Origin of the sequence: Peterkaempfera podocarpi (genome assembly GCF_042466665.1) — a bacterium.
GTDB classification, from domain to species: domain Bacteria; phylum Actinomycetota; class Actinomycetes; order Streptomycetales; family Streptomycetaceae; genus Peterkaempfera; species Peterkaempfera podocarpi.
On record NZ_CP162102.1, the window covers coordinates 7,453,234 to 7,466,971 of the forward strand.

General features: G+C 72.3%; 10 protein-coding genes and 1 pseudogene. 4 read left to right on the forward strand and 7 right to left on the reverse strand.

Annotated elements, in window-relative coordinates:
* Nucleotides 1–353: 353 nt before the first annotated feature.
* Entirely contained in the window at nucleotides 354–1,217 is an 864-nt protein-coding gene (locus AB0761_RS32745) for an oxaloacetate decarboxylase (protein ID WP_377272857.1), read from the reverse strand.
* Between the two features lie 226 nt (nucleotides 1,218–1,443).
* Between AB0761_RS32745 and AB0761_RS32750 the strand changes: the two genes are divergently transcribed.
* Both AB0761_RS32750 and AB0761_RS32755 read left to right on the forward strand, forming a co-directional pair.
* Nucleotides 1,444–1,890: an SRPBCC domain-containing protein gene (locus AB0761_RS32750; RefSeq protein WP_377272858.1), complete on the forward strand. Its 447-nt coding sequence runs from the start codon at nucleotides 1,444–1,446 to the stop codon at nucleotides 1,888–1,890.
* Complete coding sequence (locus AB0761_RS32755) at nucleotides 1,887–2,243, forward strand: ArsR/SmtB family transcription factor (RefSeq protein WP_377272859.1); 357 nt, start codon at nucleotides 1,887–1,889, stop codon at nucleotides 2,241–2,243. The genes AB0761_RS32750 and AB0761_RS32755 overlap by 4 nt, the downstream gene beginning before the upstream one ends.
* Before the next feature lie 366 nt (nucleotides 2,244–2,609).
* Here the strand turns inward: AB0761_RS32755 and AB0761_RS32760 are convergent.
* A pseudogene (locus tag AB0761_RS32760) lies at nucleotides 2,610–2,765 on the reverse strand (TetR family transcriptional regulator); the annotation flags it as partial.
* A gap of 88 nt (nucleotides 2,766–2,853) precedes the next feature.
* Here AB0761_RS32760 and AB0761_RS32765 point away from each other — a divergent pair.
* Nucleotides 2,854–3,225: a DUF4267 domain-containing protein gene (locus AB0761_RS32765; RefSeq protein WP_377272860.1), complete on the forward strand. Its 372-nt coding sequence runs from the start codon at nucleotides 2,854–2,856 to the stop codon at nucleotides 3,223–3,225.
* A 180-nt stretch (nucleotides 3,226–3,405) separates the two neighbouring features.
* Nucleotides 3,406–3,669, forward strand: a complete 264-nt coding sequence (locus AB0761_RS32770; RefSeq protein ID WP_377272862.1) for a hypothetical protein — start codon at nucleotides 3,406–3,408, stop codon at nucleotides 3,667–3,669.
* Nucleotides 3,670–3,763: 94 nt separating this feature from the next.
* Here the strand turns inward: AB0761_RS32770 and AB0761_RS32775 are convergent, their stop codons facing one another.
* From AB0761_RS32775 to AB0761_RS32795, 5 genes are all read right to left on the reverse strand, one after another.
* Complete coding sequence (locus AB0761_RS32775) at nucleotides 3,764–4,807, reverse strand: ABC transporter permease (protein WP_377272864.1); 1,044 nt, start codon at nucleotides 4,805–4,807, stop codon at nucleotides 3,764–3,766.
* Between the two features lie 143 nt (nucleotides 4,808–4,950).
* Nucleotides 4,951–5,448, reverse strand: a complete 498-nt coding sequence (locus AB0761_RS32780) for an SRPBCC family protein (protein WP_377272866.1) — start codon at nucleotides 5,446–5,448, stop codon at nucleotides 4,951–4,953.
* Between the two features lie 183 nt (nucleotides 5,449–5,631).
* On the reverse strand, nucleotides 5,632–7,206 hold the full coding sequence (locus AB0761_RS32785) for a condensation domain-containing protein (protein ID WP_377272867.1): 1,575 nt from the start codon (nucleotides 7,204–7,206) through the stop codon (nucleotides 5,632–5,634).
* A gap of 199 nt (nucleotides 7,207–7,405) precedes the next feature.
* On the reverse strand, nucleotides 7,406–7,654 hold the full coding sequence (locus tag AB0761_RS32790; protein WP_377272868.1) for an acyl carrier protein: 249 nt from the start codon (nucleotides 7,652–7,654) through the stop codon (nucleotides 7,406–7,408).
* Nucleotides 7,651–13,662, reverse strand: a complete 6,012-nt coding sequence (locus tag AB0761_RS32795; protein ID WP_377272869.1) for an amino acid adenylation domain-containing protein — start codon at nucleotides 13,660–13,662, stop codon at nucleotides 7,651–7,653. The genes AB0761_RS32790 and AB0761_RS32795 overlap by 4 nt, the downstream gene beginning before the upstream one ends.
* Nucleotides 13,663–13,738 lie beyond the last annotated feature (76 nt).

Genomic DNA, 13,738 nt, shown 5'->3' on the forward strand with positions numbered 1-13,738 from the left:
GCCCGGCAACGGATCTGGTGCGCAGTCAGGACGACGATGAGGCGCCTGACCGCCTTCGCCGTCCTGCCGTCTGATCGGGACGTGCAGATCAAAACAGTCTGCACATGTTGAGTCAAGGCTTGAATAAAGTCTCGTCTCCGTAACCGGGCGCAGACCATGGTGATGGGGCGGCAGAAGTGCAGGTCCCGCCCTGCGCGACACCACCGGCGGGCGCGTGGGAGGTGTCCGGCCGGCGCGGCGGGCCGGAGCCGTGGCCCGGGGCCGGCGCCGCGGTCGGTGGCCGCGGTCGGTGGTGCAGTCGGCGGCCGGTCCCGGGCCGGTCGATCGGCCGTGCCCGCCCGGGACCGTCGCTGTCAGTGTGTCGCCGCCGGGAACGGCTTGTGGTGGCGGCTGATGTTCCGCTCCAGCAGCCGAGTCGCCTCCCGGACGCCGACGGCCGTACCGTTCCCAGGGTCCGGGAGGCGTCCCTCGGCGACCTTGAGATCGCGCAGCGTGGCATCGATCGCGGCGTGCGCGGCGAACAGGCACGGTGTGCTGTAGATGGCGATGTCGACGCCGAGCGCGGTGAGTTCGGGCAGTGACAGCCGCGGTGACTTGCCGCCCGCGATCTGGTTGAAGAGCAGCGGCTTGTCGCCGAGGACGTCGCGGATGCGGCGGATCCACTCGACGCTGCGGACCCCGTCGACCAGGACGACATCGGCGTCTGTCTTGGCGAGCGCGGCCGCCCGGCGCAGGATGTCGTCCTCCTCCACGGCGTCGGTACGGGCCACCACCACCATGTTGCCCCGGCATTCCAGTACCAGGTGCAGCTTCTCCAGGTACTCCTCGAAGGGGAGGACCAGCTTGCCGTCGGCGTGCCCGCAACGGCGCGGCCGCTTCTGGTCCTCCAGGATGATCCCGGAGGCGCCGGCCCGGTCGAGCCGCTGCACGACATGGCAGGCGACCTCGGGGTCGACATAGCCGTCGTCGATGTCCACCAACAGGTGCCGGCCGGGGAAGGCGAGGCGCAGCCGCTCGACGAAGGCGGCCATGTCGGGCCAGGCGATGAAGCCGATGTCGGGAAGGCCGTAGTGGGACGCGGCGAAGCCGAAACCGGAGACGAAGAACCCGTCGAAGTGCTCGGCTGCGACGGACGCCGAGTACATGTCGTAGATACCGATGAGGGGTGTGGTACCGGGCGCCGCGATCTCTTGGCGCAGAGCGGTTCCGTAGTCCATGGAGACTCCGTGGCAGCAGGGCGTACGGGGATGCAGGGTGTGTCTGACCTCCTTATTTGACCTCCCTTTTGCATGCTTGCCGGTACGCCTCGACGGGCCGCCCCCGAATGGCCCACAGCGTCCCGGCGGTCGCGCCGGGAGCACTGGCGTGCAACTCGCGGGTTGCACCTGAGGTGGCGATGTGCAACTCTGGAGTTGCATTCAATGGCGCGACGGAGGAGCCCTGATGAGCGACGAGCGGATCGAACGTGAAACCCTGATCGCAGCGCCCCTGGAGCGGGTCTGGTCGCTGGTGGCCGAACCCGGGTTCTGGGTGGCAGACCCGGAGAGTGTGCGCGGCACGGTGGCCAGAGAGGGCGAGTCGATGGTGGCGAAGAACGCCGAGTACGGCGACTTCCCGGTACGGGTGGAGAAGGTCGAGCCGCCCACCTACCTGGCGTACCGCTGGGCCAGCGCCTTCCCCGGGGAGGAGCTGCGCGAGGACAACAGCACCCTCGTGGAGTTCACCCTGACCCCCGAGGGGGAGGGGACCCGGCTCCGCGTCGTGGAGAGCGGCTTCGCGTCACTGGCCGGCTCCGAGGAGCTGCGCAGCAAGGCGCTGAAGGACAACACCGGCGGCTGGCCCCAGGTGCTCGACGCGTTCAGGACGCGCGCGGAACAGTCGGCCGCGTGACGGAGCGACCCCGCGGCGCCGTCGAGGCGGTCGACAGTGTCCTCGCCGCGCTCGCCGACCCGACGAGACGCCGGCTGCTGGACCTGCTGGCCGCCCAGGGCGAGGTCACAGCGACGACGCTGGCCGCCGGGGTCCCCGTCTCACGGCAGGCGGTGGTCAAGCACCTCGCGGTGCTTGAGGCCGCGGGGCTGGTGTCCGGCACCCGCGTCGGACGCGAGGTGCGCTATGCCGTGCGCCCCGCGGCGCTGGATGCGACGGCGCAGTGGATGGCCTCGCTCGCGGCCGACTGGGACCGGCGGCTGGCGAACATCAAGCGCATCGCCGAGGCGGCGGAACGCGATGCACGCCGGTAGTCCGGGCGGGGCTCTCCGCCCTCCCCGTCGGAGGCCTGCTGCGGGCGCGTGACACATCCGGCGGCCGTGGGCCTGCCGGCCCGCCGCCACGGAGCGCCCGGCGGGGTGACGGTACCGAGCTCCTGGTGGAGGGGGCGCCGATCCGGAATCGGCCTCCTCCGCCAGGAGTCTCGCCGCTTCTGGGGCGGGTGGGCGTCCCACGCGCCTGTGGTGTCGTCCCGGGACGGATCCGCGGCGGTCGGCCCGGCACTGCCTCAGGGCGTGCACCGGCCGCCTGCGGGCGGGGCGAAGCGGCGGATCGGCAGGGCGAGGCGGTGGTTGCGGGCGTCCCGGCGGAGGCGTCCGCTGCGCATCGGGATGAGAAGGGCTGTACAGGACGGGCCGGCTGTACTCGATCTCGGCGGCCAGGCGACGGGTGGTCACCCCGTCCCAGCCCTCCACCTCGGCCGGCTTCCGGGCGGTCGTGATGATCAGCTGCTCGCGCTTCGCGCGTTCGCGCTCCCGGTGCGACTGGGTGGGCATGGAAAGAATTCTAGCGACGCTAGCGTACGTATCAGTGCTCTGATAGTGTCGCTTCCATTCCTAGCAGCGCTAGAAAAAGGGGACTGACGTGCTCACCGCCACCGCCTACAGCCTTGCCGTCGTGCTCGACCTCTTTGTCGTCCTGATCGGCGCCCGCTTCCTGCTGGCGCCCCGGCCTGCCGCCGACGGCTACGGAGTCCCGGCCAAGGAGAACGGCGACGCCGCCTATCTGACGGTCAAGGGCCTGCGCGACACCACCTTCGGCATCATGGGCCTCGCTCTGCTCGCCTTCGCCGGCGCCCACGCCGAGGGATGGTTCATGCTTGCCGTGGCCCTCGCGCCGTTCGGTGACACCCTCATCGTGTTGCGCCACGGCGGTACCAGGGCCACCGCCTTCGGCATCCACTTCGCCACCGCGGTCGTCGTACTCCTCAGCGCGGGCCTGCTCTTCGCCGTCTGACCCCGGTCGCCGGCACACGGCCGCCGCGCCCCGCCCCCCAGTCGGGGGCGAGGCGCGGCGGCCCCGGGCGTCCCGGGGGGCGTAGCCGAGCACAACTTTTCTGGTGCCGTCGGACACTGACGGGGCGTGGACCGGCCCCGCCGTGGACCGGACGGCTGTGCACGCCGTCCGGTCCGGGCGGTGAGCCGGTCCACGCCCCGGGTGCGGAACTACTCGCAGCTGCCCGCGAAGGTGGCGCGGGTCACCACGTCCGTATCCGCCGCGGTGGTGTCGAGCCAGGCCACCCGCTGGCCGTCGCCGAGGGACGGGGCCGGCTGGGCGCCGGAGGAGCAGGAGACGCGGCTGAAGGCCTTGACGCCCGCGACGGCGTCGGCGGTCGTGGAGACCAGGGCCTTGACCTTGTCGGCGCCGTCCCAGGCGCCGAGTCCGCTCCAGGCGTCGTAGGTGGAGTACGCGAACCAGTCGTCGGTGACGGAGAACCGGGTATGCCGAGACGCCGGGCGGTGGCGGTATGGGTGAGACCGACACGGAGCGCGGGTCAGGACGTACGGCCGCCGGGGTGGCGCTCGCGCCAGACGACGAAGACGGCGGTGCCCAGGGCAGCCCAGCAGATGAGCACGAGGAAGGGGAAGAGATGCTGGTTGCGGCCGAAGTAGATGGCGGTGTGCTGGGCGTTGACCGAAGCCCCGGGCGGCAGCCAGCGGCCGATGGACCCCAGCGGGGTCGGCAGCAGCGGCCAGGACACCGCCCCGCCCGAGGACGGGTTGCCGAGCATCACCATCAGACCCCAGGTGGGCAGCATGGCCCAGCGCCTGATGAGGGTGTTGAACATGGTGAAGACCATGCCCGAGGCGAACATGGTCAGCGCCAGGATGCCCCAGGACTCCAGGAACGGGAGATCGAGCACGCCGAGCAGCCAGTCCACCACCGCGCAGATCGACAGTGCGCCCAGGGCCGCGTACGCGGCGGTGAACGCGATGCGCTCGCCGGGGTTGAGCCCGCCGGCGTGGACGCTCAACTGGATGGCGCCGATGAAGCCGACCACCACCCCGGCCAGCGAGATGTAGAAGATCGCCAGCCCCTGCGGATCCGTATGCTGAAGCGGCCTGATGTCGCGGACCGAGACAGGGATGCCCGCGGCCGCTCCTGCGCGCGGGGCCGCCTGCGCCAGGACCCGCGCCATGGACGCCCCGGCGGCGGAGGCCGTCTGCAACTGCGCCCGGTCGGGCCGCAGCCGGAGGACGGCGAAGACCTCCTGGCGATCCACAGCCTGCAGAGCGGACCGCTCATCGGGGAACCGGTGCACATCGATGGAGGCATTGAGGGTCTGTTCCAGGGCACCGATGAGCCGTCCGCCCACCGGGGAGCTTCCGGTGACCGCCATCGGGAAGCGGTGCGGTGTCGGATTGGCCATGGCGATGCAGTACGAGCCCGCGAAGAGCCCCGCGGCCGCGGCGATGATCGCGACCAGGACCGTGCCCGCCAGGAAGGGCGACCTGCGGAACCCTCTCCAGGCTGCCCGGAGTGCGGGCCGGCGCCGATGCGGTCCGGAGGGGTCCGGCGGCGGGACAGATCGGGCCATGGGGTGCAATGTATGCGGATCGACGTGGGGCAGGAGCGCAACACCCCGGCCGTGGCGCGGCCCGCTGCGCACTCCGGGCGCGGGCCCACCGGTGACCTTGCCGTACGACGCAGACCTGACGAACCGTCGGACGGCGGGCGTGGCTACGCCCGGTCGTCGCCGGCCGTCGGCGGCGATCCCGGTGCAAGCCGCTCCGCGAGGATGCGGGCCCTGCTCACCTGGACCGCGCGGGCCTGGGACGCTGCGAAGCGCAGCAGCAACGGGGGCGTTCGCAGCCGCAGTGTGTCGGTGACGATGCTGCCGTCCCCTTCGCCTGCTCCGTCCCCCGCGATGGCGAACCGGTAGGCCATATGGACATGCGCAGGGCTGTGGACCTCGCCGCTGATCTCCGCAGTCCGGGGGAGGCCGCTGCCGACAGCTGTCAGGGTCACCCTGATGACGTTGTCGTGCCGGAGGAACCGCAGGAGCCGGAACCGCTCGACAGCCGAGTACGAGAGCGTTTCCTCCGTGCGGTGAACATCCCGCACGGCGACGACCAGCGGTGACAGGCCGATGTAGTTGTCCGGCTCGGCCAGGTGCTCGAAGACCTCCCGAGGCGGTGCAGCGATCCGGAAGACATGGTTCAACTCGGCAGACGGCACATCTGTCTCCCCACTGGCGCACACCAATATGACGGGACATCAGATAAAGCGGAACCCGGAGGCCGCCGGCGGCCACCACAGCCCCCGCCCCACTCGGGCCCCGGAGGGCCTGCGGGTGGCCGGGCCGCCGGGGCGGTGTCCCCGGCGGGCCCGGCCGCGGCTTCGGTCAGGGGGCGGCTTCGGTCAGGGGGCGGCGGGCAGGCCCAGTGCGGCGGGTACCTCGCGCAGTCCCACCTCGCCCTCGGCGGCGGCGCACAGCAGGTCCTCAAGTCCGGTCAGCATGGCCGGGATCCGGTCCTGCGGCAGCAGAGCGGTGTCGATGAGCAGCGACACCTGGCAGTGGGGTCCGTGCTGGGCGAGTGACAGGCAGTAGGTCATGTCATTGCGCTCGTAGCCGCGGACGAACGCGGGGGCCTGCTGGGAGCGGGGGTGCCCCGCCGCGGCGCCGGCCGGGCGGCCGATCGACCAGTCCAGTCCGAGCCGGGCGTCGTTGAAGTACCCGGTGAGGTCGAGCGGGTACCGCCGGGACCGGTCGAGTTCGTCCGTGAGCGCCACCAGGGAGTCCGGGTCGAACTGGGCGCGCATATAGCCGCTGGTGGAGCGGCGGTACACATCCCGGACGGCGTCATCGAGCGAGACGTCGGCGCAGTCGTACACCAGCAGTCCGTCCTGCACGGTCGAGGTCATCAGCTGCTGCTGCCGCTCGGTGAGGCGATTGCCGGTGACCATCAGCACGGCCACGGTGGGCTGGGCCCGGATGGCGGAGAGCGCAGTGGCGGCCAGCGTCAGCAGCACGGTGGAACTGGAGGTTCCGGTGCGCTCCGCCAGTGCCATGGAGGCCGCGGCGAGCGCGGTCGAGGTCAGCCGCCACTGCTGCACCGGGGGGTCGGCCCGGACGTCGTACGGCGGACGCGGCGCGGTGTCGGGAACCTCGGCCAGCCGGGCCCGCCAGTGCCGCATGGCCCGTGCGTCCTGGCGCCGACCCTGCTCGGACTTCTCGAACTCCGCCTGGTCCAGCGGCTGCCAGACCTGCTTCGGGGCCGCGGTGCCATCCGCGAGCAGCCGGATCAGGGACTCGGTGAGCCGTTCGACGGTCCAGCCGTCCAGGGCCACATGCGAGGAGACCATCGCGATCGCCAGGACCTGGCGGCCGCGGCACACCAGGCCGAACCTGACCGGCCATTCATGGCTGTGGCGGAACGGTTCGGCGGCCAGCTTCCTGGCGCGCCGTTCCGCGACCGCCTCGGCGGCGGCGTCCGCCTGACTGCCGCCCTCACCCAGCTGGTACACCTCGACCACGTGGGTTCCCTCGGCCTCGACGGTCTGCCGGGGGCCCGCGGAGCGCTCGGTGAAGCGCGTACGCAGCGTCTGGTTGGCCTCGACGAGCCGGCGGAGCGCGGCCAGGCAGTCGGCCAGCGGCACGCCGGGAGCGGCCAGCGGCAGCACCTGTCTGATGCTGAACGACGCGAAGGCGGCGCCGTACCACTGCATCGGACGCCACATGTGCAGCTGGCCCCAGGTCATCGGTCCGCTGCCGGCCTCCGCGGAGAACGGGACCGGCTCCCAGGACACCCGGCTGCTCTCGGAGTCCGTCCCGGGTGCGTCCTGTGTCCCCGGTGGCGGGGACCACTGCAGGGCCGGCGCCTCCGCGGCGACGGCGGGCGGCTGCGCGGCGCCCTGCGGCGCCCCGCCCGACCCGCCGGCGGGAGCCTGCTGCACGCCGGCCGCCGCCATGGAATCCACACTGTCGGACCTCATGAATCCACCCGTTCCCCGTGACACCCGGTCAGCCTCCGTGGTGTCCGGCTCCATAAAGAGGTTCTTGTGTGCAGGCACACCGGCACCGGCCGGTCCCGTCACCGGGTCCGGCCGGCAGCCGGCGGCGCGCCGCCTCCGCCGTGCCACGGCCCTTGCCGGGCTCGGGCGCCGCGGCCTTCGGCCGACGGCGATGCGGCGGTCAGCGGGCCGTCAGGAACGAGGCGAGACTGTCGAGATCGTCGACGAGGTCCCAGCCGTTGTCGTCCAGATCGATCTCCACACCGTACTCGTCCTCGACCGCGTCGATCAGCCTCATCCGGGAGAGGGAGGTGAGGCCCAGCGCTGACAGCGCCGTGCCGCCGGCGAGGGCCTCCTCGGCGGGGATCGCGCCGTCGGAGGACTCGGCGACCAGCTGGGCCAGCCTCTCCTTGATCACCTGTTGGGTCATGCGGATCCTCTCATCGATGCTCCGTCCGGTCCGCTCCCGTCCGGTGCCTGCGCGACCAGCCGGGCGGCCTCCGCCTCGGAGAGCTGGTCGAGCTCGGCGAACAGGAGGTCCTCCAGGGTCTGTGCGACCCCCGCCACCGTCCCGTGGTCGAACAGGGTCCTGATCGGCAGGTCCACGTCGGTGGCGGCACGCAGCCTGGCGATCACCTTCACAGCCAGCAGCGAATGGCCGCCCAGTGCGAAGAAGTTGTCCAGCGCGCCCACGTCGGCCACTTCGAGCACCTCGGCGAAGACCTCGGCGACCAGCAGCTCCGCGTCGGTGCGCGGAGCTACCACCTCCGTCGTCCGGGTGGGCTCCGGCAGGGCCTTGCGGTCGAGCTTGCCGCCGGGCGTCAGCGGCAGTGCGTCCAGCTGGACCCAGACCGCCGGCACCAGATGCGCGGGCAGGGCCGTACGCAGTTCGGCGGCCAGCGGCTCCGGATCGCCGACGCTGTAGCCGACCAGCGTCTGGCCGTGGACGGCGACCGCTCCGCGGCCCCCGAGACGGGCTTCGATCTCCCCGGGCTCGATCCGGAACCCACGCAGCTTCACCTGGTCGTCCAGGCGGCCGAGGAATTCGAGCTGCCCGTCCGGCCGCAGCCGGGCGCGGTCGCCACTGCGGTAGAACCGCCGGCCGCCGACGGTGACAAAGCGCTCCGCGGTCAGCTCGGGGCGGCCGAGGTAACCGTCGGCGAGCCCGGCGCCGCCGATGCACAACTCGCCCGGTGCGCCCGGCGGTACCGGTTCGCCGTGGGCGCCGAGCAGCACGATGCCGGTGCCGCCGATGGGACGGCCGATCGGGGGCCGCCCGTCGCCGGTGAGGTCCGCGGCGGTGGCGATGACGGTGGCCTCGGTGGGGCCGTAGGTGTTGACCAGCCGCACCCGGTCGCCGAAGTGCTCGCGCCAGCGGGCCACCGCGCCCTCGTGGACCTGCTCGCCGCCGAGGATGACCAGGCGCAGGGTGTCGGGCCAGGCGATCTGGTCGATCTCGTCCACCAGGTGGTGCCAGTAGGCGGTGGGCAGGTCGAGGACGGTGACGCCGTCGAGGTGGTCGGTGAGGGTGATGGCGCCGTCGGGGAGCAGCTCGATCCTTGCTCCGGAGGCCAGCGCAGGGAAGATCTCCTCGACGTGGGTGTCGAAGCTCAGTGAGGCGAACTGGACGATCCGGTCGGCGGGCCCCAGCCCGTAGTCCTCACGCATCCAGGCCACCCGTGCGGCCAGCGCCCCGTGGCCCACCGCGACGCCCTTGGGGACACCTGTGGAGCCGGAGGTGTAGATCACATAGGCCGCGTCGGTCCCGGCGGGTTCGGCGTGCCGCCGGGGCCCGTCCGGCGTCAGGACGACCGAGGCGCCGCTGTCCTCCACCATGAAGGCCAGCCGCTGCTCGGGGTAGTCCGGGTCGAGCGGCAGATAGGCGCTGCCCGCCCGCCAGGCGGCGAGCATCGCGGCGATGGCGTCGGGAGTGCGGCCCAGATGGATGCCGACGATACCGCCGGCCGGCAGGTCCTCGGCGATCCGGTTGGCCCTCGCGTCCAGTTCGGCGTAGCTGAGGCGCTGGTCGCCGCAGGAGAGCGCGACGGCGTCCGGGTGCTCCCGCACCGCCCGGTCGAAGAGGTCCAGGACCGCCGGGGTGTCGCCCAGCGGCGGGCCCTCGATGAGGGCGGGGTCGTCCGGGGTGAGGATCGGAAGGGCGGAGACCGGGGTGCCGGCGTGCTCGGGCAGGGCGCGCAGCAGCAGAGCGAACCGCTCGGTGAGCTCGGCGATGGTCCGGTGCTCGAAGAGTTCGGCGTCGTAGACCAGGGAGAGCAGCAGTTCCCGGTCGTCCTGCCAGGCCTCCAGCATCAGATCGAACTTGGCCTGCTGGAAGCCGCCGTCGAAGGCCGTGCTGTGCAGCCCGGCGAAGCCGTCCTCGTCGTGGTCCGCGCCCTGGGTGTGCAGGATCGCCATGGTCTGGAACAGCGGGGCGCTGGACCAGTTGCGGGTCATGTGCAGCTGCGCCACCAGCTGCTCGAACGGGATCCCCTGGTGGGTGAAGGCCTCGACGACGTCATTGCGGGTCTGGTCGAGCAGCTCGGCGACGGACGGGTCGGCGGCCAGGTCGCCGCGCAGCACCAGGACGTCGGTGAGATAGCCGATGGCGGGTTCGAGCTCCAGCCGGTCGCGGCCCGCGGTCACGGTGCCGACCAGGATGTCGTCGGTGCCGGTGTGCCGGGCCAGGACGGCCTGGTAGGCGGCGAGCAGCACCATGAACATGGTGCATCTGCGGTCCCGGCCGAGCCGGGCGAGGGCGGCGGTCTCCTGCTCGTTCAGCCGGATCGCGGTCACGCCGCCGCTCCGCTTCGGGACGGTCGTGCGCGGACGGTCGACGGGCAGCGCCAACGGGGTGGGCTCGGCAAGCCGCTTCTGCCAGTAGTCGAACATCCCGGTGGTGTCCTGCTCGCGCTGCCAGGCGGCGATGTCGCCGAACTGCACCGGGAGCGGCGGCAGTCGGCGGCCGGAGTAGAGCGCCGCCAGCTCGTCGTAGAGCAGGTTCAGCGACCAGCCGTCGCCGAGGATGTGGTGCATCACCAGGCAGAGGACATGGTCGTCCTCGGCGATCCTGATGAGACCGGCCCGCAGCGGCGGGGCCGAGGCAAGGTCCAGGGGGGTGTTGGTCCTGGCCGACACCAGCTCCAGTGCCTCCGCCTCACCGGCCGCGGCCAGCCGCTCCACCGGGACCGGCGCGGGCGGCTCCACGACGGCGGTCGGGGCTCCGTCCACCTCGGGATAGCGGGTGCGCAGGATCTCATGACGCTCGGTCACCGCATCCAGCGCGTACTGGAGGGCGGCTTCGTCCAGCGGCCCCTTCAGCCGCTTGACCAGCCACATGTTGTACGAGGCGTCCTGCGGGTCGAGCCGGTGCAGAAACCACAGCCGCTCCTGGTTGAAGGAGAGCGGTGCCACGGTGCCCGGCGGGAGCGGCACCGGGCCGGTCACCGTACCGGGCGTGGCCGACTCCACCAGCAGTGCCAGCTCCTCCACGGTGGACTGCCGGAATACCTCGCTCACCGGGATCTGTGCGCCGGTGCGGGCGGCCAGACGTGCGGTGAGCATCGCGGCGCGCAGGGAGTGCCCGCCCAGGGCGAAGAAGTCGTCGTCGGCCTGGACGTCCTCGACGCCCAGGACCTCCGCGATGATCCCGGCGACGACGCGCTCGGCGTCCGTCCCCGGCGGCCGGCCCGTGGCACGCCGCTCGTCGCCCGGGTGCGGCAGGGCCTTGCGGTCCACCTTGCCGTTCGGGGTCAGCGGCAGCGCGTCGAGGCGGACGTACTGCGTGGGCACCATGTAGCCGGGCAGCTGCCGGGCGAGGTGCTCGCGCAGCGCCTCGCGGCCGGCGGCGGCGTCCGCGTCGCCGCCCGGTGCGCCGTCCGCAGCGACATGGAAGGCCACCAGGTTCTCGTCCCTGACGGCGACCACGGCCTGCCGCACCCCGGGGTGTGTCTCCAGGGCCGCGGCGATCTCACCCAGTTCGATACGGTGGCCGCGCAGCTTCACCTGGTCGTCGGAGCGCCCGAAGAACTCCAGGGTGCCGTCGGGCAGCCAGCGGACCATGTCGCCGGTGCGGTACACCCGCTCGCCGTCGCGGTCGACGAACCGTTCGGCGGTCAGCTCGGGCCGTCCGAGGTACCCGTCGGCCACTCCGGCGCCGCCGATCAGCAGTTCACCGGGGACTCCGATCGGCGCGGGGGCACCGTGTGCGTCGACCACATGCACGGTGGTGTTGGCGATCGGCCCGCCGACGGTGATGCGCTGCGGCTGCTGCGGCACTTCCCAGGCGGTGGACCAGATGGTGGTCTCGGTGGGCCCGTACACATTGACCAGCCTGGTGACCCGGGAGCGCAGCTCCACCGCCAGCTTCTGCGGCAGGGGCTCACCGCCGGTCAGCGCGGTGACCGGTGGGAAGTCGCCGGTGAGCAGCAGCCGCCAGCCCGAGGGGGTCGCCTGGACGTGGGTGAGGCCCTCGTCGGTGATCAGCCGGGCCAGGGCGGCGCCGTCGCGTGCGGTGTCGCCGTCGGCGACGACCACCCGGCCGCCGGTGACCAGCGGGAGGTACAGCTCCAGCGCGGAGATGTCGAAGGAGAGCGACGTCAGGGCCAGCCAGCGGTCCTGCGGCGCGGAGCCGACCAGCGACCGCATGGCGTGCAGGAAGTTGGCCAGGGCGCGGTGCGGGACCACCACACCCTTGGGGTTCCCGGTCGACCCGGAGGTGTACAGGACATAGGCGGTGTCCTGCGGGCGGGGCCGCTGCACGGCCTCCGGGGCCGCCGGGGTGTCCAGGATGTCGTCCAGGTCGGCGTCGGTGAGGGCCAGGGCCGCCCCGCAGTCCTTGACGACATAGGCGATCCGCGCCTCGGGGTACTCCGGGTCGATCGGAACGTACGCCGCTCCGGACATGGCGACGCCCAACAGGGCGACGACCATCTGTGCACGACGCGAACTCTGGACGGCGACCCGCGAGCCGTGGCCTATGCCGCGCTCGGCGAGCCGACCGGCCAGTCCGGAGGCGGCCGCGACAAGTTGACGGTACGTCAGAACGTCGGTGCCGGAGACGACGGCTACCGCCTCGGGAGCCTCCCCGGCCCGGGCGAGCACCAGGTCGACCAGGCTGGACTCGGGAAGCTCGGCCGCGGTGTCGTTCCAGGAGTCCAGCAGGGCGCGTTCGGCCGGCGGCAGCAGTTCCAGACGTCCGACGGTCTGCTCGGGGTCGGCCAGGACGGAGGTCAGCAGCTGCTGGAAGCGCTCGGCCAGCCGTTCGGCGGTGCCGTGGTCGAACAGGTCGGTGCTGTAGATCAGGCAGGCGTGCAGGCTGTCGTCGGGCAGCTCGTACAGGTCGAGGGAGACATCGCAGCGGGCGGAGTGCCAGCCGAACGGGAAGGGCTCGGCCGCCAGGCCCGGCAGCGGCTCCTTCACGTCCCCGTGGGTGTGGAGCGCGAACATCGCCTGGTACAGCGGTGTCCGGCTCAGATCGCGTTCGACCGCGAGGGCGCTGACCAGGCGCTCGAAGGGCACATCCGGGCGGGAGAGCGCCGCCAGCACATTTCTGCGGGTGGCGCGCAGCAGGTCGCTGTAGCTCGGGTCGCCCGACAGGTCGCAGCGCAGCACCATGGTGGTCGACAGGAACCCGATCACCCGCTCCAGCTCGGGCCGGCCGCGTCCCGCCGCGGGGGTGCCGACGCAGAACTCGTGCTGCCCGCTGTGCCGGGCGAGCAGCACCTGGAATGCGGTGAGCAGCACCATGTACGGGGTGCAGCGGGCCTGCCGCGCCAGGGTGCGCAGTTCGGCGACGACCTCGGAGGAGAGGTCGAACCGCACCTCGCCGCCGGATGTGCTCCGCTCCGGGGGCCGCGGCCGGTCGGTGGGCAGTTCCAGGTCCGGCGCGCCGGCCAGCCGGTCGATCCACCAGGTGGGATCGGCCGGCTCGTCGGCCGCCGCGACCACCTCGCTGTACTGCGGCGCGGCGTCGGCCGGTGCGCGTCCGGCGTAGTGGTCCGCCACCTCGTCCCTGAGCACATTGAAGGACCAGCCGTCGCCGTTGATGTGGTGCAGCACCACGCACAGCACATGGTCGTCCGGGGCCAGCCGGACCAGGGCCACATGGAACGGCGGCCTGGCGGCGAGGTCGAACCGCATATTGGCCCACCCGGCGACCAGCCGCTCCGCCTCCTCGGCGGAGGCCGCCTCGACGTGCTCGATCACCAGCGGGGAGGGGTCCTCGACGACGGCCCGGGGCTCGCCCCCTTCCGCGGTGAACCGGGTGCGCAGCGCGTCGTGCCGCTCCACCACGGAGGTGAAGGCCGCCTCCAGCGCCGCGACGTCCAGCACTCCGCGCAGCCGGTACGCGTACCCGGTGTTGTGCGACGGGTCGTCCGGGTCGAACTCGTGCAGGAACCAAAGTCTCTGCTGGCTGAACGAGAGTGGTCCGGTCTTCACAGGTCTCTCCGTGGCGGGGCAGGCGTGTGCGGGATGGCGAGTGCGGTCCCGGTGCCCTGGGCACCGGAACTCTCCG

Bases quoted from the DNA above. Each gene is read 5' to 3' on its own strand.
- AB0761_RS32745 (WP_377272857.1), bottom strand. From the start codon at position 1,217: ATGGACTACGGAACCGCTCTGCGCCAAGAGATCGCGGCGCCCGGTACC.
- AB0761_RS32775 (WP_377272864.1), bottom strand. From the start codon at position 4,807: ATGGCCCGATCTGTCCCGCCGCCGGACCCCTCCGGACCGCATCGGCGC.
- AB0761_RS32785 (WP_377272867.1), bottom strand. From the start codon at position 7,206: ATGAGGTCCGACAGTGTGGATTCCATGGCGGCGGCCGGCGTGCAGCAG.
- AB0761_RS32790 (WP_377272868.1), bottom strand. From the start codon at position 7,654: ATGACCCAACAGGTGATCAAGGAGAGGCTGGCCCAGCTGGTCGCCGAG.
- AB0761_RS32750 (WP_377272858.1), top strand. From the start codon at position 1,444: ATGAGCGACGAGCGGATCGAACGTGAAACCCTGATCGCAGCGCCCCTG.